This window comes from Actinocorallia aurea (assembly GCF_054783995.1).
On sequence record NZ_BAAGPQ010000018.1, the window covers coordinates 65,801 to 87,497 of the forward strand.

The 21,697-nt window shown below is 73.9% G+C and carries 11 protein-coding genes; 5 read left to right on the top strand and 6 right to left on the bottom strand.

The features are described from left to right. Positions 1–79: 79 nt before the first annotated feature. Positions 80–898, top strand: coding sequence for a hypothetical protein (locus ACYVOM_RS23060; protein WP_460305544.1), 819 nt, complete (start codon positions 80–82; stop codon positions 896–898). 14 nt (positions 899–912) lie between these two features. On the opposite strand, the gene ACYVOM_RS23065 is transcribed toward ACYVOM_RS23060, so the two are convergent. Further along, positions 913–1,494 carry a TetR/AcrR family transcriptional regulator gene (locus ACYVOM_RS23065; protein ID WP_460305545.1) on the bottom strand — a complete coding sequence of 194 codons (582 nt, stop codon included), beginning with the start codon at positions 1,492–1,494 and terminating at the stop codon, positions 913–915. Positions 1,495–1,573: 79 nt separating this feature from the next. Here ACYVOM_RS23065 and ACYVOM_RS23070 point away from each other — a divergent pair, with 79 nt between their 5' ends. Both ACYVOM_RS23070 and ACYVOM_RS23075 read left to right on the top strand, forming a co-directional pair. After that, positions 1,574–1,981, top strand: coding sequence for a nuclear transport factor 2 family protein (locus ACYVOM_RS23070; RefSeq protein WP_460305546.1), 408 nt, complete (start codon positions 1,574–1,576; stop codon positions 1,979–1,981). A 112-nt stretch (positions 1,982–2,093) separates the two neighbouring features. Next, positions 2,094–3,134 (top strand): aldo/keto reductase, encoded by a 1,041-nt coding sequence (locus ACYVOM_RS23075; RefSeq protein ID WP_460305547.1) that lies wholly within the window; start codon positions 2,094–2,096, stop codon positions 3,132–3,134. A 76-nt stretch (positions 3,135–3,210) separates the two neighbouring features. On the opposite strand, the gene ACYVOM_RS23080 is transcribed toward ACYVOM_RS23075, so the two are convergent. The 3 genes from ACYVOM_RS23080 to ACYVOM_RS23090 all read right to left on the bottom strand — a co-directional run bounded on the left by ACYVOM_RS23080 (position 3,211) and on the right by ACYVOM_RS23090 (position 5,848). Further along, complete coding sequence (locus tag ACYVOM_RS23080) at positions 3,211–3,561, bottom strand: DUF1707 SHOCT-like domain-containing protein (protein WP_460305548.1); 351 nt, start codon at positions 3,559–3,561, stop codon at positions 3,211–3,213. 89 nt (positions 3,562–3,650) lie between these two features. Then, the gene (locus tag ACYVOM_RS23085) at positions 3,651–4,907 is read right to left on the bottom strand and encodes an ArgE/DapE family deacylase (protein WP_460305549.1); all 1,257 of its coding nucleotides are present in this window, start codon (positions 4,905–4,907) and stop codon (positions 3,651–3,653) included. Further along, positions 4,904–5,848 carry a methionyl-tRNA formyltransferase gene (locus tag ACYVOM_RS23090; RefSeq protein WP_460305550.1) on the bottom strand — a complete coding sequence of 315 codons (945 nt, stop codon included), beginning with the start codon at positions 5,846–5,848 and terminating at the stop codon, positions 4,904–4,906. Before ACYVOM_RS23090 ends, ACYVOM_RS23085 begins: the two co-directional genes overlap by 4 nt. A 170-nt stretch (positions 5,849–6,018) precedes the next feature. On the opposite strand from ACYVOM_RS23090, the gene ACYVOM_RS23095 reads away from it, so the two are divergent. Beyond that, positions 6,019–7,098, top strand: coding sequence for an alpha/beta hydrolase-fold protein (locus tag ACYVOM_RS23095; protein ID WP_460305551.1), 1,080 nt, complete (start codon positions 6,019–6,021; stop codon positions 7,096–7,098). 107 nt (positions 7,099–7,205) lie between these two features. Beyond that, positions 7,206–9,047 carry a protein kinase family protein gene (locus ACYVOM_RS23100; protein ID WP_460305552.1) on the top strand — a complete coding sequence of 614 codons (1,842 nt, stop codon included), beginning with the start codon at positions 7,206–7,208 and terminating at the stop codon, positions 9,045–9,047. 40 nt (positions 9,048–9,087) lie between these two features. Here the strand turns inward: ACYVOM_RS23100 and ACYVOM_RS23105 are convergent, their stop codons facing one another. Then, positions 9,088–10,785, bottom strand: a complete 1,698-nt coding sequence (locus ACYVOM_RS23105; RefSeq protein WP_460305553.1) for an ABC transporter ATP-binding protein — start codon at positions 10,783–10,785, stop codon at positions 9,088–9,090. Beyond that, on the bottom strand, positions 10,772–21,631 hold the full coding sequence (locus ACYVOM_RS23110) for an amino acid adenylation domain-containing protein (protein WP_460305554.1): 10,860 nt from the start codon (positions 21,629–21,631) through the stop codon (positions 10,772–10,774). Before ACYVOM_RS23110 ends, ACYVOM_RS23105 begins: the two co-directional genes overlap by 14 nt. Between the last annotated feature and the right edge of the window lie 66 nt (positions 21,632–21,697).

Genomic DNA, 21,697 nt, shown 5'->3' on the forward strand with positions numbered 1-21,697 from the left:
CCCTCGCCGTTGACCGGAGACGGGCGGGGCCGGAGGATGACCTTGCCCGATCCGTACACGTACGGGAAGGGGCCGCCGGATGGCAGCTCGGACAGGTGCGCAGGCCTTCGCCGTCACGATCGGGTGCTCGCTGATGCCGCTGGGCTTCGGCGGCGCGGCCGTCCTGGTGCTCCTGCTGGAGTGGCTGGCGCCCGACGTCATCCCGTTCACGCTGACGGCCTTCTGGACCGTCCCCGAGGATCCGGTGGCCGCGTTCGGCGCCGCGGTGGAGTCGGCGTGGCCTATCCTGCTGGCCGGGATCGCGCTGTCCCTGCTGGGCATACCGGGGTCGATCCCGCTCCAGCGGCGGCTCGCGCGGATGCCGCCGGACGACAGGGTCCTCGTGCTGACACCGGGCCGGGTCCTGGCGCACAGCGCGTTCGAGGAGGTCTTCAACCGCTGGCTGCTGTTCTTCGCCGCCATCGCGGGCGCCGCCTTCCTCGACTTCGTGGTGCTCGGCTTCGCCGACGCGCACCCGGTGCAGTGGCTCTTCCGGGACGTCCTCATCCCGGTGGCCGACTTCGCCACCTGGCACCAGGCCCACGAGATCCTCACCGGCTCCTCGTGGACGGTCGGGGCCGCGCTGCTGTCCAGCAACGCCAGGTTCCGCAACGGCCACGCCTACCAGGGCTGCTTCGGCTTCGTCTGGTCGTGGTACCTCGGCGTCGCCCTCTTCGTCATCACCTTCGCGCACGGGCTGCCCGTCGCGATCGCCGTCCACGTCGCCTACAACCTGTTCCTGATGTGCGTCCACCTCCTGGTGGTCGGCACCTACCCGCGCATCGTCGCCGTCCAGGACCCTCCCCCGCTGGACCCCCCGCACCACGATCCGTTCTTCCCCGACCCTCCTCGCCTCTGACCGCGACCGGCCGCTCAGGGGGCTCCGGGACGGGTGAGCGCCTCCAGCGCGGGCCGCAGGGCCTCGGCGATCCGGTCCTCGGACGCTTCACGCAGCACCGGCAGCCCCAGGAACCGGTGCCCGATGGTGATGCCGACGAGGGCCATCGTGAGCAGGGCCGCGCGCAGTTCCGCGTCGTCGTCGCGGGGCAGGGCCGCGGCCAGGCCGGCGATCTGCCGATGCAGGGCGGCGCGGGCCTGGTCGGCGGCGCCGGGGTCGGTGAGCATCGACCGGAGCGTCGCGGCGGCCCCCTCGGGCAGACCGCCCAGCTTCAGGCCGAGGCTGGTGAGCAGTTCCTCGGTGACGGCCTCGGGATCTCCCGCGCCCTGCGCGGCCGGCGGGGCCTGGACGGCCCGGGTGAACAGCTCGCGCTTGGACCCGAAGTACTGGATGACCAGCGACGGGTCGACCCCTGCCGCGGCGGCGATGGCACGCACCGTGGCGCGCTGGTAGCCGTGCTCGGCGAACAGGCCGCGCGCCCGGTCCAGGATGCGGGCCTCGGTGGCGCGGCGGCGCTCGGCACGTGAGACGGGCCCGGGGCCCGCGGTGGTCGCCACCCGCTCACTCTACAAGCGTTGACCGGCGGCTCGCCCGCGGCGTAATCTCACTCAACAAGTGTTGAGCGAAGGAGGGTTCATGACCGGGGCCGTGGACGTGCTGGAGCGCTACTACCAGGCGATGCTCGACAAGTCGGCGGACGCGCTGGCCGACCTCTACGCGGTGGACGCGGTGCACGAGTTCCCGTTCTCGGTGCCGTTCCCGCCCCGGCTCGAAGGGCGCGAGGCCGTCCGGGCGCTGTACCGCGCGGTGTGGGGCGCGAGTCCGCTGCGCATCCGGGAGATCCGCCGGACCGGCCTGCACCCGGCGGCCGACCCCGAGGTGGTCGTCGCCGAGCAGGTGGTCACGGGCGCACTGCCGACGGGCGAGACCGTGGAGGTCCCGGGGCTGCTCGTCCTGCGCGTGCGCGACGGGCTGCTGGTCCACGTCCGGGACTACATGGACACGGCGGGACTCGCGGGCGCACGGGCGGGAGGCGAGGCATGAGGGCCGCCGGTCCCGGTCTGGGCCGCAGGTTCCGCTTGAACGCGCATTGCCCGGAAAGGACGATTAGTCTTGGCCCATAAGGGGCGCAGCGGGCGCCCGAGAAGGGGGCGGTGTGGAGTACAGGTCTCTGGGACGGTCCGGGCTGAAGGTGTCGGTGCTGTCGATGGGCGCGATGACGTTCGGCGGGCAGGACGAGATCTTCCGCAGATTCGGCAGCACCGACATCGCGGGTGCGCGCCGGCAGATCGACCTGTGCCTCGACGCGGGCGTGAACCTCGTCGACACCGCGAACGTGTACTCGTTCGGGCTCTCGGAGGAGATCGTCGGCCGGGCCGTCGCGGGGCGGCGCGACAGGGTGCTGCTGTCGACGAAGGCGCGGGTCGGGTTCGGCGGGCCCAACGCCGAGGGCCTGTCCCGCCACCACCTCCTGACCGAGGTCGAGGAGAGCCTCCGCCGCCTCGGCACCGATTACATCGACGTCTATCACGTGCACGGATGGGACGGGCAGACACCGCTCGAGGAGACGATGGGCACCCTCGACGGGCTCGTCCGCTCGGGCAAGGTCCGCTACCTGGGCGTGTCGAACTTCGCGGGCTGGCAGCTCATGAAGGCGCTCGCCGCCGCCGACTCCCGCGGCTACGAGCGGTTCGTGGCGAACCAGGTCTACTACTCCCTCGAATGCCGCGACGCCGAGTACGAACTCATCCCCGCCTCGATCGACCAGGGCCTCGGCGTCGTCGCGTTCAGCCCGCTCGCCCGGGGCCTGCTGTCGGGCAAGCACCGCCGCGGCGACCTGTCCGAGGAGGAGATCGCCGCCTGGCCCGAGCTGTCCGTGCGCGACCCCGCCAAGCTCCTGGACACGATCGACAGAACGGTCGAGATCGCCGAGGCGCACGGCGCGACCCCCGCCCAGGTCGCCCTCGCCTACCTGCTGGCCAAACCGGGCGTCACCTCCCTCATCGTCGGCGCCCGCACCGACGCCCAGCTCACCGAGAACCTCGCCGCGGCGCACCTGGCGCTGACGCCCGACGACATCGCCGCCCTCGACCGCGTCAGCGCCCCCGACCTCCTCTACCCGCACTGGCACCAGCACCGCCTGGCCGCCGCCCGCTTCAGCACCCCCGACCTGGCCCTCCACCGCCCCGCCCGCTGACCCGGAGCCTGATGCGCGCGGGCGAGCGGAGGCCGTGGACGCCGCCCGCCGCGTCGCCTCCTCCTGACGCCGCCGTTCAGTCCCGTCTGACGAGACCGACGACGAGCAGGACCGCCGCCCACGGGACGCAGAGCGCGAGAAACCACGGGACGGGTTCGCCGCCGCGCAGGAAGGCGACGAACCACATCAGCCCCAGCACCGCGGTGACGGCGGCGCAGGCGCTCCAGGAGGAGCGCAGCAGACTCCCCTCCGGCAGGTCGGCCGTGAGGTCCTCGAGTTCGCCCAGGGTGCGGGCCGTCTCGGCCGTGGCCAGCCGCACGCTCAGCTCGTCGGCGTCGAAGCGGGACCTGGCGTGGGCGTGCCGCAGGATCTCGACGCAGCGCTCCCGGTCGGCGTCCGTGGCGTTCCTCTCCGGGTCGGACGGCATTCCGCTCCTCCAGACGACGGCGCAACCGCGCGGGTGCGCCCAACCTACCCGGGCCTTCCCGGATCAAGGTCGCGAAAGGCGCGAAGCCGTCAGGCGCAGTGGGTGAGGGCGAGGGCGGTGAGGGTCTGGGCGGCGGTCACCACCTCGGCGAGGGGCACCGACTCGTCGGGGGCGTGGGCGTCCTCGATGTCGCCGGGGCCGTACTGGACGGCGGGGATGCCGCCCAGGCCGGTGAGGAGGCGGAGGTCGCTGCCGAAGGGCGCGCCCCAGGCCTTCGGGGTGCTTCCGGTGACCGCGGTGTGCGCCTCGGTGAGGTGGTGGAGCAGACCGCCGTCGTCGGCGGGGAGCCGGCCGGAGGCGAACTGGCCGCCCCACCACTCGACGCGGACGGGATGTCCGGCCAGCCACGGGTCGGCGGCGCAGGCCGCGGCGACCGCCTCCTCCAACGCGCGGCGCGCCTCATCCGGGGACTCGCCGAGGGCGACGCCGACGCGTCCTTCGGCGACGAGATCACCCGGCACCGAGGACGACCAGTCCCCCGCGCGCACCGTGCCGACCTCGATCGCGTAGGGCAGCGGCCAGCGTCGCATCAGCGGATCCACGTCCGCGTTGCGGTGGGCCTCAAGCGCGCGCAGAGCCGCGAACACAGGCCAGAACTTCTCTACCGCGCTCACCCCGGTCTCCCGGCGCGCGGCGTGGGCGGCCCGGCCCGTCACGTGCAGCCGGAAGGTGAGCGCGCCCGCGTTCGCGGGCACCACGTCGAGGCCGGTCGGCTCGCCGATGACGCACGCGTCGGCGCGCCAGCCCCGCTCCAGCAGCCCGTACGCGCCGACTCCCCCGTCCTCCTCACCGGCGACGCAGGCGAGGAGGACGTCGCCGCGCAGGCCCGCCCCGCGCAGCGCGCCGAGCGCGAAGAGCTGGGCGACGAGGCCGCCCTTCATGTCGCAGGAGCCGCGCCCGTACAGGCGCCCGTCGCGGACGCGGGCGCTGAACGGCGGATCCGTCCAGGCCGCGAGGTCGCCGGGCGGCACGACGTCCACGTGCGCGTTGAACATGAGCGAGCGCCCGCCGCCCGTGCCGGGCAGCCGCGCGACGAGGCCCCACGCCCGCTCGCGCGGGGCCTCCATGCCGGGGAAGTCCGGCGCGGCGCGCAGCGCGTCCAGGGGCAGCGGCCAGTGGTCGACCTCCAGCCCCAGGCCGCGCAGCCGCTCGGCGAGGAATCCCTGGATCGCCCCCTCCGCCGCGGACCCGCCGACGCTGGGGATGCGCACGAGGTCGGCCAGCAGGGCCGCCATGGCGTCCGCCCGGCCGGCGAGGGCCGCCACGGCAGCGGGTGGTGCGCTCACGGCTGCCTGGTGAGGTAGCCGCCCATCTTCTGGAACAGGGCGTCGGCGGGCAGGTCGGTGCCGTCCTCGGTGCGGACCCGCTCGATCACGAGACCGCGGCTGCGCCCCCGGCGGGCCTCGGCGCCCGCGACGATGACGATGCCGTCGCCCTCCTTGATGAAGACCCGGCCCGGCGTGCCGCCGTAGACGCCCTCGGAGACGGAGGCCTTCAGGACGCGGACGCGTTCGCCCTTGTAGTAGGTGAAGGCGTTCGGGTACGGGTCGGACTGGGCCCGGATGAGACGTTCGATCTCCTCGGCCGTCCAGGTCCAGTCGATGTTGCCGTCCTCGATCGAGCGCTTGTGGAAGAAGCTCGCCTGGGAGCGGTCCTGGGGCGTCCAGTCGGTGCGGCCGGACGCGATGAGCGCCAGCGCCTCCTGGACGATGGGCGTGATGAGGTCGACGGTGCGGTGGAAGAGGTCGGTGACGGTGTCGGCGGGCCCGACGGGGATCGCGCGCTGGACGACGATGTCGCCCGCGTCGAGCTCGGCGTCCATCATGTGCGCGGTGACGCCCACCTCGTCCTCGCCGTTGATGAGGGCCCAGATGAGCGGGGAGAAGCCGGCGTACTTCGGCAGGAGCGAGTCGTGCACGTTGAGGATGCCGTGGGTGGGCAGCTCGATGATCTCCGGCGGGATCCAGGTGCGCCAGTTGTTGGCGACGATGAGGTCGGGCCCCGCCTCCTTGAGCGCCCGCAGGACGTCGTCGTCGGGCCTGCCCCGGAGCAGGACCGGAACGCCGTGCTCGGCCGCGAGGTCGGCGACGGAGTCGCTCCAGATCTTCTCGTAGGCGTGGTCGCTCTGTGGGTGCGTCACCACGAGGACCACTTCGTGCCCGGAGTCCAGCAGGGCCTGGAGGGTCCGGTGGCCCCAGGTCTGGTAACCGAACATCACGACCCGCATCGGCGCTCTCCTTGTAGGGGGTGGGAGAAAAGACTAGGCTCCATACTTAGGTGAGCCTAACCTAAGCGCTTTGCGGTCTCCACCCCTGACCCGCACGACCGAACCTCAGAAAGGCCCCGGATGCCTCCCACCGAGCAGCGTGCTCCGTCCGCCCGCGTGAGGCCGCGCGCATGAAGCACACCTTCGGCGACTTCGGCCTTCCCGCGGAGCCCGGCACCGAAGCCTTCTGGGCGGCGTTCTCCGGCCCCGTCTCACTGCCCGCCGACGATGGCTGGGCGACCCTCTTCCTGTGGCGCGGCTCCCCCGCGGTCCTCGCGTTCGAGAGCGGGTCCGACCCGGTGCCGCTCACCCGCTGGGGCGACACCGACTGCTGGTACGCCGAACTCGCGATGCCGGCCCGCCTCCGCCTCACCTACCAGTTCCGGGCCGACGACGGCGCCTACGCCGACCCGTTCAATCCGGCCGGCGCGGGCCCCGACCGCTCCGTCACCGCCACCCCGGACGTCCTGCCCTCCCCGTACTGGCCCGTCCTCGGCCCCGACGACGTCCTGCCCCTGCCCCGCACCCGCATCCGCTGGACCAGCCCGCTGCTGGGCGCCCGCCGCACCGTCCGCGTCCACCCCGTGGGCGGCGGCGGCCCTGTGGTGCTGCTGCTCGACGGCGACGACTGGCTCCACCTCCACCCCGCGATGGCCGCGTTCGACGCGGCAGGCACCGCGGGCGCCCTGCCCCCCGCCACGCTCGTCTTCGTCCCCGCGAAAGACCGCGCCGCCGAGTTCTGCGCCAACCGCGTCTTCTGGCAGGCCGTCCGCGACGAGTTGCTCCCCCTCGTCGCCGCGGGCGACACCCCGGCCGACCTCGGCCGCCTGGTGGTCGCGGGCCAGAGCCTGGGCGGCCTCAGCGCGCTGTACGCCGCCCTGGAGTTCCCCGGCCTCATCTCCGGCATCGCCTGCCAGTCCGGCGCCTTCTGGTGGACCCCCGAAGCGGTCTCCTCCCCCGACCCCCTCTCCGGTCCCGCGGGCGGCGCCATCGCCGCCCGGCTCCGCGCCGAACGCCCCGACCTCACCGGCCTGCGCATCGGCTTCGACGTGGGCGAACACGAGCAACCGATGCACCGCCACTGCGCGGAGGTCGAGTCCCTCGCCGCCCAGGCCGGGGCCGTCGTCCGCAGCACCCGGTCCCCCGGGGGCCACGACCGCGCCGCCTGGCGCACTCCCCTGCTCGACCACACGGCCTGGCTCCTGGGCTGAGCGCGCGATCCGGACGCCCGCGTTCCGCCCTGCCGAGCCGCCGCAAAATGATCACGATCGGGGTGGAATGTCGACGCGCGGGAGTTGCGCGTGGTCGGATGCGTCCCGTGGGCGAAGATCTTCTGGCGGGCCGCTACCGATGGGCGGAGCCCGCCGAGGCCACGGGGACGGGCCGGCGGGCCTGGGACGAGCGGGCCTACTGCGAGGTGGTCGTCGACAGGGCGGTGCCGCCGCCCGGACAGGACCGGACCGACGCGTCGGGCTGGAAGGCGCGGGCGGTGCACGGGGTCGGCGTCGTCGCGGGGCTGCGGCATCCCGGCATCGCGCCGATCCGCGAGTGCTTCTCCGACGGGGACGGCGTGTGGATCGTCCGCGAGGCCGTCTCCGGACGGACCCTCGCCCAGGTCGTCGCGGACGCGGGAGGGCTCCCGGTCGACGCGGCCGGGCGGCTCGGCGCCGAGATCGCCGACGTCCTCGCGGCGGTCCATGAGGCGGGCGTCGTCCACGGTTCGCTCGGGCCGGCGAGCGTCCTGCTGACCGAGGACCGCGCCGTGCTGACCGGCTTCGGCACCGCCGCGGCCTCGCCCGGATCGGACGCCGCCGAAGATCTGCGCGCGCTGGGCGCGACCCTGGCTTACGCGCTCGGTGGAGACTCCTACCTTCCGGGGGCGGAAGCGGGTCCGCTGTTCGCCGTGGTGCACGACCTCCTGTCCGGCGACCCCGAACGCCGCCCCGCGGCCACGCGGGCCGCGGCGCTCTTCCGCGGCGACACCGCCCCGCCCCCTCCTTCCTCCTGGGCCGCCCCGTCCGAGCCCCTCTCACCTCCCGCGCAGGCGGCGCCGCCGCCCGGCCCGCCGATGCCCCCGCAGCCCGTCGGCGCGCCCGTCCCCGCGCGGCAGGGCCGCGGCATCACCCGGCGCGCGCTCCTCACCGGCACGGGCATCGGGGTCGGCGTCGGGGTCCTGGGGCTGACCGGGCTGGTCACGGTCCGGCAGGGGCTGACCTCGCTCGGCCAGGCGGTCACCGCGCTCCGCGCCCCCAAACCGGCCAGGACGCTCACCTACCCCGGCGTCGAATGGCTCGAAGGCTTCGGCTTCAGCCCCGACTCCGCCCACCTGGTGATCGGCGTGGACGACGAGCTGCGGATCTGGGACGTCCGGCAGGACAAGGAGTTCGCGGTCATCCCCCTCGACGCGGCCTGCCTCGACGCGGCCTTCACCCCCGACGGCGGGTCCCTGGCCTGGGTCGAGACGGACGGCGTCGTCCGCCTCTGGGATCTCGCGGCCAGGACCACGAAGACCGTGCCGCTCGCCGGTCGCCGCGCTGTCTTCCAGGCCGAGTTCAGCGCCGACGGAGGCGTCCTGGTGACGGTCTCGGAGGAGAACGACGTCGAGGTGTGGGAGATGCCCGGCGGGCGGGCCGTGGGATCGTTCACCGCCGAGCACGGCGTCGTCGTCGAGGCCGCGCCGAGCGCCGACGGACGCCTCCTGGCCATCGGCGGCGACGACAGGACCATCCGGCTGTGGGACGTCGCCGGAGGGGCCCTCCTGGGGACCCAGGCCTCCGGGCACAAGCTCAACATCTCGTCCCTGACCTTCAGTCCCACGGCGCCGATCCTCGTCTCGGGCGGATACGACGGCTACGTCCGGATGTGGAGCACCGCCGATCTCACCCCTCTCGGCGAGCCCGTGCCCTCGCGCACCGGCGGCGTCTACTCCGCCGCGTTCAGCCCCGATGGACAGATTCTCGCCTGCGCCGGGATCTTCTCCACCGTCGCGCTGTGGAACGTCGAACGCCGCGTCCTGGCCCATCCCCCGCTGGCGACCGAGAACACCGACATCTACCAGTTGGCCTTGAGCCCCGACGGCTCCTTCCTCGCCAGCGCCGGCCTGTCCTACGACTTCAGTCCGAACAGCAGCAAGGCCTTCGTCAACCTGTGGCGGCTGTGACCCCCGTCCCGGGCGGCTCCGGGGAGCCGCCCGTGGCGGGTCAGCGGGCCACGGAGAGGCGGTAGGACTCGTCGGTGGTGAGGAGGTTGCGGTGGGTGTCGTCGGCGGTGACGACGCCGTCGTCGAGGATGAGGACGCGGTCTGCGGCGTCCAGGAGGGACGGGCTGCTGGTGAGGACGAGGGTGGTGCGGCCTCGGCGGAAGTCGGCGAGGTTGCGGGCGATGAGCTGCTCGGTCACCGCGTCGACGGCGGTCGTCGGATCGTGCAGCACCAGGACCTCGGTGTCGGCGGCGAGGGCGCGGGCCAGGGACAGGCGCTGGCGCTGGCCGCCGGAGAGGTTCGCGCCCCTGTCCCGGACCGCGTAGTCGAGGCCGTCCCGGTGGAGTTCGACGACATCGGTCAGCAGGGACGCCTCGACCGCCTCGGCGATCCGCCGCCCGGTGCCCGAAGGGTCGATGTTCGTGCCGAGTGTTCCGGCGAAGATCTCCGCGTCGTACGGGTTCACCAGCAGGTGCTCGCGCAGCGCCGTCACGTCCAGGTCGGCGGCCTCCGCGCCGCCGACCCGCACGACGCCCTCGTAGGCGTCGGGCGGGACGCGTCCGGCGAGCACCGCCGCGAGGTCGGCCGCCGCGTTTCCCTGGTAGGAGGCGATGGCGACGAACTCGCCCGCCGCCACCGCGAACTTCACCCCGTTCAGCGCTCCGTACCGCACCCCGTCGACCTCGACGCCCCCGGCGGACGACGGCGCGCCGTCGCCCCAGGCCGTGACGGGCGGCGCGGCCAGGACCAGCGCCATCCGGTCGGCCGAGGCGCGCGCCATCATCACGTACTTGGGCATCTCGGAGAACAGCTTCAGCGGCTCCATGATGAACTGGGCGAGCCCGACGGCCATGACGAGTTCGCCGATGGTGATCCGCCCGTCGAAGGCCAGCCAGCCCGCCGTCAGCGTGACGGCGGCGGCGAGCACCGCGTTCAGCGCCATCGCCATGCCCGCGTAGGCGCCGTTGACGCGGGCAACGGTGATCGCCTGCTGCTTCGCCTCGGTGCTGACCTTCCGGTAGGAGAGGTAGGCCGCCTGGTTGCCGCCGAAGCCGTGCAGGGGCCGCAGGCCGGAGATGAGGTCGGCGACCTTCGCGCCGGCCCGCGCGACCCGGGCCTGCTGCTCCCGGGTGCTCTCGCCGATCCGCCGGGACATCACGCTGAGGATCGACAGGATCGCGACGGTCCCGGCGATCACCAGCAGGCCGAGCCGCAGGTCGGCGATGCCGAGCGCGATCGCCGCGACGGCCACCGCGACCATCGAGCTGACGAGCATCGGCACGACCTCGACGATGTCGGCGGTCGAGTCGGCGTCCTCGGTGGCGATGGTGAGGACCTCGCCGGACTTGAGGTCGCTGCCCCGGTCGACGGGCTGGAGGCCGACGGCCGCGACCCGCACCCGCCAGCGGTGCGCCTCGGTCGTGTTGGCCTTCTGGAGGATCCGCATGCCGAACCGCCAGGAGTACGACACCGTCGTGATGATGACGGCCAGCGCGGCGATCGACACCGCGAGCGCGCCCAGGCTCCGGTCACGCATGGTGTGCTCGACGATGAGCCCGAGCGCGATCGGGAAGGCGGTCTCGCCCGCCTGGTACATCCCCATGAGCAGGGTGCCCCAGGTCATCGCGCCGACGTTGCGGCGCACGGCGATGCGCAGGATCTGCGAGCCCGTGCGGGCCTCCGCCTCAGGCGCGGTCATCGAGGTGCCGCGCGATCGCTTCGGGGGTGCGCAGGGCGACGAGATCACGGACGGTGATCGCGGGGCCGAACTCGCGGCGGAGCAGCCCGACGAGCCGCACCGCCAGCATGGAATGGCCCCCCAGGGCCGTGAAGTCGCTCACCGCGCTCACCTCGTCTTCCTCCAGGTCCAGTGCTTCGGCGAAGTACTCGCACACGATCGCCTCGGTCTCGGTTTCCGGGCCGCGCTCCCCCGCCGTCGTCAGCGCGCCCAGCGGACGCGCCTCGGGCAGGGCCTTGGTGTCGGCCTTGCCGTTGACGGTGAGGGGGATGGCGCCGACCTCGGCGTAATGCGACGGCCGCAGGTAGTCGGGCAGTCCCGCGCCCACTTCGGCGGCGACGGACGCGAGGTCGGCGCCGTCGAGCACGAGATAGGCGGCGAGCCGGTGGCCGCCCTGCGGGTCGGGCTGGGCGACGGCGGCGGCGAACCGGACGGCCGGGTGCGCCGCGAACGCCGCCTCGACCTCGCCCGGCTCGACCCGGTGCCCGCGGATCTTCACCTGCTGGTCGGTGCGGCCGAGGTACACGAGGTTCCCGTCGGGCCGCCGCACCACGAGGTCGCCGGTGCGGTACATCCGCTCTCCGGGCGCGCCGAACGGGCAGGCGACGAACCGGTGCGCGGTCTGCGCGGCCTGCCCGAGGTAGCCGCGCGCGATGCCGACGCCCGCGACGTACAGCTCGCCGGGCACCCCGTCGGGGACGGGCCGCAGCCACGGGTCGAGCGCGTACACGTCGGTGTTGTCGATGGCGACGCCGACCACCGGGTCGGTGCAGTCGAAGGTCCCGACGCCGAGGGTGTTGATGGTGTATTCGGTGGGTCCGTACAGGTTGTATCCGACGGTGCCCTCGGTGGTCGCGAGCCGCTGCCACAGCGCCGGGGTGACCGCCTCGCCGCCGAGCAGCACCAGCGCGGGCCGCCGCGCGGGATCGTCCAGCAGGCCCTCGGCGACGAGCTGGTGGGCGTACGTCGGCGTCACGTTGATGACGTCGATGCCGTGCTCCAGGCAGTAGGCGACGAGCCGGGGCGCGTCGCGGCGCAGTTCCTCGTCGCAGATGTGCACCTCGTGGCCGTCGGCGAGCCAGAGCAGTTCCTCCCACGACATGTCGAACGCGAACGACACGGTGTGCGCGATCTTGAAGACGCGGTGCCCGCGCTCGGCCAGCACCGGCTCGAAGATCCGGTGCCGGTGGTTGACGAGCATGTTCGTGAGCCCGGCGTACTCGGTGACGACGCCCTTGGGCCTGCCGGTCGAGCCCGACGTGTAGATCGTGTAGGCGGGGTGCCGGAGCCGGTCCGGATCGTCCGGGTCGAACGTGCCGAACGGCGCGGCTTCGGGCAGCGGCCGGTCCAGCTCGATCAGCTCCCCGGTGAGCCGCGGGGCGACCGCGCCGACGGTCAGCACGACCTCCGGGCGGGCGTCCTCGACGATCGCCGCGATCCGCTCGTCGGGATGGTCGAGCTCCAGCGGCACGTAGGCGGCGCCCACGCGGAGCACCGCGAACAGCGCGACGATCGAGTCGAGCGAGCGCGGGATCGCCAGGCCCACGGTCGTCTCCGGGCCGAGGCCGCGCGCGGCGAGCACGCCCGCGACGGCCCGGCTGCGGTCGCGCAACTCGGCGAACGTCATGGCCGCGCCGTCCGCGACGAGCGCGGTTCTCTCCGGGGTGCGGTCGGCCGCCCGGTCGAAGCGGTCGACGACGGTGTCCGTGCCGAAATCGGTCCGCTCGCCCGGGACGGGCTCGGGCCCGAAGCCCCGCAGCGTCCCGACCGGCCCGGTGGCCGTCGCGATCTCGTCGAGGAGGTCGAGGTAGTCGTCGAGGAGGCTCGCGGCGCGGACGCCGTCGCCGTCCCGGTACTCCAGCTTCACGGTGAGCCGCTCGCCCGGCGTGACCACCCAGGTGTAGGGGTAGTGCGTCGAGTCGTCGGCCCGCACCGAGGTGATCCCGTGCCTGGCGTTCATCGCGGCGAACGCGTCGAGGTCGAGGAAGTTCTGGAGGACGAAGAGGGTGTCGAACAGCGTGTCGTGGCCGCCGGCGCGCTGGATCTCGCCGAGCCCGAGGTGTTCGTGCTCCATCGCCGCGACCCTGGCCTCCTGCACGCCCGCGAGGTACTCCCCTACGGTGGCATCGGCGCGCGCCCGTGTCCACTGGGGGACGGTGTTGAGCAGGACGCCGACGATGCCGTCGAGTCCGGGGCCCTCACGGCCGGAGACGGTGACGCCGAAGACCGCGTCGGCGCGGCCGGTGTGCCCGCCGAGCAGCAGCCCGAAAGCGCCGGTGAGCAGCGCGTTGAGGGTGACGCCGTGCGTCTTGGCCGCCTCCCGCAGCAGCACCGAGCGCTCGTCCGACAGCTCCCGGACGAGGGCGCGCGGCAGCCCCTCGACGAGCTTCGGCGCGGGACCGGCCAGGAGCGTCGGGCCTGGCAGTCCGGCCAGGTGCTCCGCCCAGAACCGCGCCGACGCCGCGGCGTCCCTGGCCGCCAGCGCCCGCGCGTGCTCCTCGAAGCCCGGCACGGCCGGGGACGCGTCGGGCACACCCCCGGCGAGGATCGTCTCGTAGGCGGCGAAGAGGTCGCGCAGCACGATCTCGCGGGACCAGCCGTCCCACAGGATCAGGTGGTAGCTGAGCAGGAGGCCGTCGCGGCCGCCGGGCCTGCGGACGACGGTGAGCCGGATCAGCGGCGGGTCCTCGGCGTCGAAGCCCGTGTCGCGGTCCCGGACGCGGCGCGCCTCCACCTCGGCGTCCGTCGCCGCCTCGACGGTGGTGACGGGGACGCGGCGGCCCGCCTTCAGCACCTGGACGGGGATGCCGTCGTCGTCGGTCGTGAAGCCCGCGCCGACGACCGGGTGCTTCGCGATCACGTGGGCCATCGCCTCGGCGAGGGCTTCGGTGTCCAGGCGGCGGTCGAACTCGAAGTGGCTCTGCGCGACATAGTGGCCGGCCGTGCCCGCCAGCTGGGCCTGGAAGTAGAGGCCCTGCTGGAGCGGGGTCGTGGGGGCCGTCCGCTCGGCTGTCGCGGCGGCCTCGGCGAGTTCCCCCAGCGCGCTCAGCCAGTGGTCGGTGAGCACGTCCGGGACGCCCTCGGCGAGGGTGAAGGCCGCCCGGAGGCTTCCGGTGCCCTCGTCGATCCAGGCGTTGACCTCGACGGCGTACGGGCTGCCCTGGTCGCCGCCGGTGATCGCCAGGGCCTGCGCCTCGCTGCCCCGGCCGAGGTAGTTGAACAGGACCTGCGGCCGGGCCGTCAGCAGCGGGGCGGTCTGCGGGTTGAGGTACCGCAGCCTGCCGTAGGCGGTGTGCCCCGCCTCGTCGGGCTGGCGTTCGGCGAGTTCCCGGGCCGCCGCGAGGGGATCGGTGCGCGGGGTGAGCCGGACCGGCGCGATCGCGGTGAACCAGCCGACCGTCCGGGTGTAGTCGTGGTGCGGCAGCACCGGGACGCGGCCGTGCCGCTCGATCTCGATCGCGAGGTCCGTCGGGGAAGGCTGGATCCGGGTCAGCGCGCTGCGGAGCGCGCCGCCCAGCAGCTCGGTGAGGCCGACGCCCAGGGCCGCCGGCGCGGTGTGCACGAGGTGCCCTGTGGTCTCGGGCGCGAGATCGACGGTGGTCCCGCGCAGGCCGGCGAGCGCGGCGGTCAGCGGGGGTGCGGCGAGGGTCTCGGTCCAGTGGCCGAGGCCTTCGACGTCCTGGGCCGCCTGGACCGTCAGCGCTTCGGCGTACTCGGCGTAGGACGTCGTCGGCGGCGCCAGGGGTTCGCCGCGCAGGGCGGTGGCCAGATCCTCCAGCAGGATGAGCCAGGACACCGCGTCCACGGCCAGGTGGTGTGCGGTGACGACCAGGGTCCGCGCGTCCTCCAGCCACGAGAACGCGACGACGTCACCGGATTCCGGATCGAGCCGTCCTGCCGCCTCGTTCGCGGCCGCGTCGGCCGACTCCGCGCGCCGGACCGCGACGGGGCGGGCCGGCTCGGTGCGCGGCGTCCAGATCCCGTGCGCGACGGAGAGCCTGAGCCGCAAGGCGGGATGCGCGGCCACCACGGCGTCGGCGGCGCGCTGGACGTCGGCGAACCCGGCCCCCTCGGGCACGTCCAGCGCCCTGGCCTGGGCGAACCGGGCGAGCGAGCCGCCGAGTTCGCGCTGGCGCAGCATGATCGGCGTCGGCGGCAGCGGACCGTCGGCGCGGCGCGCCGGGGCGGCGACGGCCGGTGCGCCCGCGCCTGGCTGCGCGGACAGGTGCGCGGCCAGCGTGCGGGGCGTCCGGTGCAGGAACACGTCCTTCGGCGTGACGTTCACCCCGCGGGTCCGCGCCCGGTTGACCAGGGTGATCGCGACGATGCTGTCGCCCCCGGCCCGGAAGAAGTCGGTGTCCGCGTCGATCGCGCCGCCCGGCAGGGTCTCGGCGAAGAGGTCCACCAGCGCGCTGAGCGAGGCACCGCCTTCGACGGACGCCGGGGCGTCGTCCTCGGCGGCGGCCCGCGCGCTCAGCGCCTTGCGGTCCAGCTTGCCGTTCACGGTCAGCGGTAGCGCCTCCAGGTGAAGCACCCGGCCCGGCACCATGTGCGCGGGCAGCTTCGCCGCCAGGAGTCCGGCCAGGTCGCCGGGCGCCCGGCCCGCGATGTGCGCGACGAGGTGGTCCCCGCTGCCCGCGACGGTCACCGCCGCGTCCACCACACCGGGAAGGTCCCGGATCGCCGTCTCGACCTCGCCGAGTTCGATCCGGAAGCCCTTGAGCTGCACCTGGTCGTCGGCGCGCCCGACGAACTCCAGTTCGCCGTCGAGGGTCCGGCGGGCGAGGTCGCCCGTGTGGTACATCCGGGAGCCGTCCCCCGCGAACGGGTCGGCGACGAAGCGGCCCGCGGTCAGCCCCGGCCTGCCCAGGTAGCCGAGCGACACCTGGTCGCCCGCGACGTAGATCGCGCCGACCCGGCCCGGCGGCACCGGCCGCAGCGCGTCGTCCAGCAGATGGGCGGTGAGGCCCGGGATCGGGCCGCCGATCGGGCTGCGGTCGCGGGCGAGGTCGGCCTCGGTCAGCACCCGGTGCGTGACGTGCACGGTCGTCTCGGTGATCCCGTACATGTTGACCAGCTCGGGCGCGCCCGTGCCGTACCGCTCGACCCAGCCGCGCAGCCTGGCCGGGTCGAGGGCCTCGCCGCCGAAGATGATGCGGCGCAGCGCGGTGACGGGCTCGGCGGCGGCCTTGTCGGCCTCCGCGAACTGGTAGAAGGCCGAGGGGGTCTGGTTCAGCACGGTGACGCCGCGCTCGCGCACGAGCCTGTGGAAGTCGACGGGCGAGCGCGTCAGCCCGTACTCCGGCACGAGCAGCTCACCGCCGTGCGCGAGCGCGCCCCACAGCTCCCAGACGGCGAAGTCGAACGAGTAGGAGTGGAACTGCACCCACACGTCGTCGGGGCCGAAGCCCATGTCGGCGCGGGTGTTCGCGAGCAGGGCGACCACGCTGGAATGCGGGACCGCGACACCCTTGGGCCGCCCCGTCGACCCGGACGTGTAGATGACGTAGGCGGCGTCGTGCCAGCCGGGTTCGGGCCCCTGCGCGGTCTCCTGCGGCAGTTCGCCGAGCACGAGCACGCGAGCAGCGACCCCCGCCTCGGCCAGCAGCCGGGTGAACCGCTCCCGCTCGCCCCCCTCCACCAGAACGGCCTGGGGGGCGGCGTCGGCGAGCACGTAGGCGAGCCGCTCGTCCGGATAGGCGAGGTCGAGCGGCACGTACGCGCCGCCGGCCGAGACGATCCCGACGAGCGCGACGACCTGCTCCAGCGAGCGCGGGACGGCCACGGCGACCCGCTTCCCCGGTCCGACGCCCGCGGCCCGCAGCGCACCGGCGAGGGCGTTCTTCGCCTCGGCCAGCTCGCCGTAGGTCAGCGACCGCGTCGCGCCGTCGAGGCCGCACCGGGTGACCGCCGTCGCCGCCGGATCCCGCTCGGCGGCCGCGTCGAACAGGGCGCCCAGGGTGGTCCGCGCGACCGGTTCCAGGACCGGATCCGGCGCGCCGACCGGGGCGTCCGGCCGGGTGAGCAGCCCGGACAGGGTGGCGGTGAACGCGTCGAGGATCTTCCGGGCGCCCCGCTCGCCCAGCAGGACCCCGTCGTAGATGAGGTTGAAGCGCGGGCCGCCGTCGAGGCCGCGCTCGACCACGAGGGTCAGCGGGTAGTGCGGGGCGCCCTCGTTGGTGATCGCGGTGATGGCCACCTCGTCGCCCCGCAGGTCGGCGACGTCGGTGGCGACGTCGAAGACCACGAGGGTGTCGAAGAGGGTGCCGTGCCCGGCGCGGCGGCCGATCCTGGCGAGGGAGACGTGCTGGTGCGGCAGCGTCGCGCTCTGGTGGTCGCGCACGGCGGCGAGCAGTTCGCGCGCCGTCGTCGTCCGGGTCCAGCGGGCGCGGACCGGGATCGTGTTGATGAAGAGGCCGACCATGTCCGCGATGCCGGGCACGTCGGCGTCGCGGCCGGAGACCGTCGAGCCGAACACGACGTCTTCGGCATGCAGGATGCCGCCCAGCGTCACCGCCCAGGCCGCGTGCACGGCGACGCTCAGCGGCACCCCTGCCGCGCGGGACTCCGCGGCGATGTCGAGAGCCGGCGCGGCGGCGACGTCGGCGAACTCCTCGGACGGGACGTGTCCCTCGGCGACCAGCGACGGACCGGGCAGCCCCGCGAGCTGCTCCGCCCAGACCCGATCGCCTTCGGCCTCATCGCGCCCGGCGAGCCAGCGCGCGTAGTCGGCGAAGCCGCCGCGCGGATAGACGCTCCCGGGCGCGTGGTACTCGGCCATGAGCGCGCGCAGCATCGGCGGCACGGACCAGCCGTCGGCGATGATGTGGTGCACGGTCTGCACGAGAACGTGCCTTGCGCCGTCCCGGACCAGCGTGTACCGCATGAGCGGGCCGGTCGCGAGATCGAACCCGGCGCGGCGGTCCCGCTCGGCGAGGTCGCGCAGTTCGGCGTCGGTGATGCCGGGTCGCTCCAGCACCGTGAACGGCGCCGCGACGCCGCTCTCCAGCACCGAGACGACCCTGCCGTCTTCCAGCGAGGTGAAGCGGGCGGCGAGGTTCGGGAAGAGGGCGAGGAGCCGGGTCGCGGCAGCGGCGAGCCGGTCGGGGTCCACGGGCCCGGACAGCTCCAGCAGCTGCTGCTCGACGTAGGAGCCCGAGGCATCGTCGTCGAACACCGAGTGGAAGTACAGGCCTTCCTGCAGCGGGGTCAGCGGCAGGACGTCGCGTACCCATGGGCCCGGTGACCGGCTCTTGGAGATCCCGGCTGCGCCGGGGAGCCGGCCACCGGGCCGGAGCGCGGGCCCGTCGAGGGCGTCCACGTCGGCCTGGGTGAGGGAGACCAGCGGGAAGTCGCTCGGCGAGTGGCCACCGGCGTCGAGCGCGGCGAGGCCTTCGAGCGCGGCCTTGAAGTAGCCTCCTAGCGCGCTGATGTCGGCGTCGGTGAACACGCCGGCGGGCCAGGAGATCGTGGTGACCAGCTCGGGCGCGCCCGTCGGGCCTGGCTCGGCGATCGCGTTGAACTCCAGCGCGCGCGGCAGCCGCATCCGCGGGTCGCGCTTCTCGCCGAGCTGCCCGGCGGCCCCGGCGAACTGCCACTCCCGCGACGAGCCCGCCTCGAACCTGCCCAGGTAGTTGAACAGCACCTGCGGGGCGGGCGCGGTGAACTCCACGCCGCCGAGATAGCGCAGCACGCCGTAGCCGAGGCCATTGCCCGGCACCCGGGCGAGGTCCTCCTTGACGGACTTCAGCGCGGCTGCCAGATACCCGGGGTCGGCGGGGTCGACCGCCGCGCCGGGATCCACGACGACCGGGAACAGCGTCGTGAACCAGCCGACGGTCCGCGACAGCTCGGGCTCGAAGCCGACGGCGCCGGCCACGAACCTGGCCTCGCGGCCGTGTCCTTCGAGTTCGAGATGCAGGAACGTCTGGTCCTGCCCGAGGTCGCGCCGCCACCGGGCGAGGGCGACGGCCAGGGCCGTCACCAGGACGTCGTTGACGCCCGCGTGGAAGCGCGCGGGCACGTCGCCGAGGAGGGCGGCGGTCACGCCGGGGTCGACGGAGACGTTCCGGGTCAGCTCCCGCGCCACGGTGTCGGCGCCGGTCGGCGAGCGCCTGCCGAGGAGTCCGTCCGGGCCGGGAAGGGGGCGCTCGAAGTGGGCGCGGTCGGCCTCGAATCCGGCGCGTTCCAGCAGCTGCGTCCAGCGCCGGAAGGAGGTGCCCGCCTTGGGCAGCTCGATGGGCGCGCCCTCGGTGTGCTGCCGCCACGCCGTCGCGAGGTCGTCCATGAGGACGCGCCAGGACACGCCGTCGATGACCACGTGGTGGACGACCAGGACGAGCTGGCGCGCGGTCCGCCGCCAGACGGCGCGGACCATCACCCCGGCGTCCGGGTCCAGGCCGTCGGTGGCGATCCCGACGCACGCCTCCAGCGGGAGGTCGCTCGCCTGCCATCCGACGGAGGACCCGTCGGCCTCGGGGATCTCGAAGCTCCAGCGGTCGCCGCGCACCAGCCGCGCGCGCAGCATCGGATGCCGGGCGACGAGCGCGGCGAGCAGCGCGTCGAGGGCGTCGGCGGTGAGCTGCGCGGGCACGTTGAGGACGACGGACTGTACGAATCCGTCGATCGCGCCGGTCGTCTCGCCGAGCCATCGCACGATCGGCGAGCCCGCGACGGGACCCGTCGCGACGTCGTCGCGGTCCACGGGCGCGGCGGCCTCGCGGCTCGCCACCGCGGCGAGCGCGCCGACGGTCTCGCTCGTGAAGATCTGTGTCGCGGTGACGTACAGGCCCGCCTCGCGCAGCGCGCTGAGCAGCGAGATCGCCAGGATGCTGTCGCCGCCGAGGGTGAAGAAGTTCTGGTCCACGCCGACCGCGTCCAGCCGCAGCACCGCGGCGACTGCCGCGCACACCGCGCGCTCGGCCTCGGTGGCGGGCTCCCGCAGCGGACCCGCGTCGAGGACGGGTTCGGGCAGCGCCCGCCGGTCCAGCTTGCCGTTCGCGGTGAGCGGGAACGCGTCCATGACGACGATGTGCGCGGGCACCATGTACTCGACGAGGTTCTCCGCGGCCCAAGCCTTCACTTCGGCGGCCCGCAGGTCAGCGCCGCCCGCCGGGATCACGTACCCGACGAGATAGGTGCCGCCCGCGGAGTTCTTCTTGGCGACGACGCAGGTGTGCCGGACGCGCGGATGCTCGGCGAGGCCCGCCTCGACGTCCTCCAGCTCCAGCCGCATGCCGCGGATCTTGATCTGGTTGTCGGCGCGGCCGAGGAAGTCCAGGGAGCCGTCGGGCTGGTACCGGGCGAGGTCGCCGGTGCGGTAGAGCCGGGAGCCGTCCGAGGCGAACGGGTCGGCGACGAAGCGGGAGGCCGTCAGACCTGGCGCATTGACGTAGCCGCGGCCGAGGAGGAACCCGCCCACGTACAGTTCGCCGCCGACGCCGACGGGGACGGGCCGCAGCTCGTCGTCCAGCACGTACAGCCGGGTGTTCGGGTTGGCCTTCCCGATCGACGTGGACAGCCGTTCCGCCTCGCCCCGGTAGACGACGTGGGAGACGCCGATCGTCGTCTCGGCAGGGCCGTAGCCGTGGTACATCGGAATGTCGAGCCTGGTGCGGAACCGCTCGTACAGCTCGGGCGTGAGCACCTCGCCGCCGCACCACACGTGCCGGAGGCTGTCCAGGCGGCCTGAGTCGCCGGCCATCTCCAGCAGCACGTCGAGCATCGACGACACCAGGTAGACGAAGGTGACGCGCTGGGCGTCGATGACGTCGAGGAGGTGGTGCGGGTCGCGTTCGCCGCCGGGCCGCAGGACCACCAGCCTGCCGCCGCAGACCAGCGGCAGGAAGATCTCGTTGATGGAGATGTCGAACGACAGCGGGGCCTTGAAGAGCGAGGCGTCGTCCGGGCCGAAGCCGAGGATCTGGTGGACCTGCCACAGCAGGCGCTCGCTGATGGCCTCGTGCCGGATCATCGCGCCCTTGGGGCGTCCGGTCGAGCCGGAGGTGAAGATGACGTACGCGAGCGCGGAGCCGGGCAGGACGACGTCGGTCGGCTCGGCCGGGTATCCGCCGAACCGCCAGTCGTCGAGGTCGACCGCGACGGCGGGGGGCTCGGCCGGGTGGTCCTCGCCGGACGCGCTGAGCTGCAGGACGACCCGGGCGTCCTCGATCACGACGGCGCGGCGCGCGGCGGGCCACTGCGGGTCGAGCGGCACGAACGCGCCCCCGGCCTGGAGCACCGCGAGCAGCCCGATCACCATCTCGGCGGAGCGCCCGAGCGAGATGCCGACGACCTCCTCGGCCGCCAGCCCGCGCTCCCGGAGGTGCCGGGCGAGCTGGTTGGACAGCGCGGCGGCCTCTCCGTAGGTGAGCGACCGCCTCTCGTCGACGATGGCGACGGCGTCCGGGCGGGTCCGCGCCTGCTCGCGGAACAGCTCCACGAGGCTCGGCCGGTCCCGCTCGACGGCGTTGTCGTGCCATCCGGCGAGGGCTTCGAGGCGGGCCGCGACGCTGGACGGGCCTACGGTGCCGAGCGGCCGGTCGGGGAAGTCCGCGAGGTCGTCCAAGGCGAGCCGGGCGTCGGCGAGTGCGACTCCCTCGGGAAGAGGGACGCGCCCGCCTTCCGCGCCCGCTCCCTCTCCGTCGTCGGCTCTGCCGTTGTCGACCCAGCCGAGGACGTCGGCGAAGAGGGTGTCGGGCGTGAGCGCGAGGCCTTCGGGGCTCTGCCCGGTCGCCCAGAACGCCAGGGCGATGGCGCTCGCTTCGGTGATGGTCCTGTCGGAGTACGCGCCGATCCTTGCGCGCACTCCGTTCAGGCGAGCGGGAGAAAGCAGGGCATGACGAGGGGTGGGGAGTTCCGTCATCGAGGACAC

What these genes read in the sequence shown, in the direction of transcription:
- ACYVOM_RS23070 (WP_460305546.1), top strand. Translation starts at nt 1,574, where the DNA reads ATGACCGGGGCCGTGGACGTGCTGGAGCGCTACTACCAGGCGATGCTC.
- ACYVOM_RS23080 (WP_460305548.1), bottom strand. Translation starts at nt 3,561, where the DNA reads ATGCCGTCCGACCCGGAGAGGAACGCCACGGACGCCGACCGGGAGCGC.
- ACYVOM_RS23060 (WP_460305544.1), top strand. Translation starts at nt 80, where the DNA reads ATGGCAGCTCGGACAGGTGCGCAGGCCTTCGCCGTCACGATCGGGTGC.
- ACYVOM_RS23090 (WP_460305550.1), bottom strand. Translation starts at nt 5,848, where the DNA reads ATGCGGGTCGTGATGTTCGGTTACCAGACCTGGGGCCACCGGACCCTC.
- ACYVOM_RS23095 (WP_460305551.1), top strand. Translation starts at nt 6,019, where the DNA reads ATGAAGCACACCTTCGGCGACTTCGGCCTTCCCGCGGAGCCCGGCACC.
- ACYVOM_RS23105 (WP_460305553.1), bottom strand. Translation starts at nt 10,785, where the DNA reads ATGACCGCGCCTGAGGCGGAGGCCCGCACGGGCTCGCAGATCCTGCGC.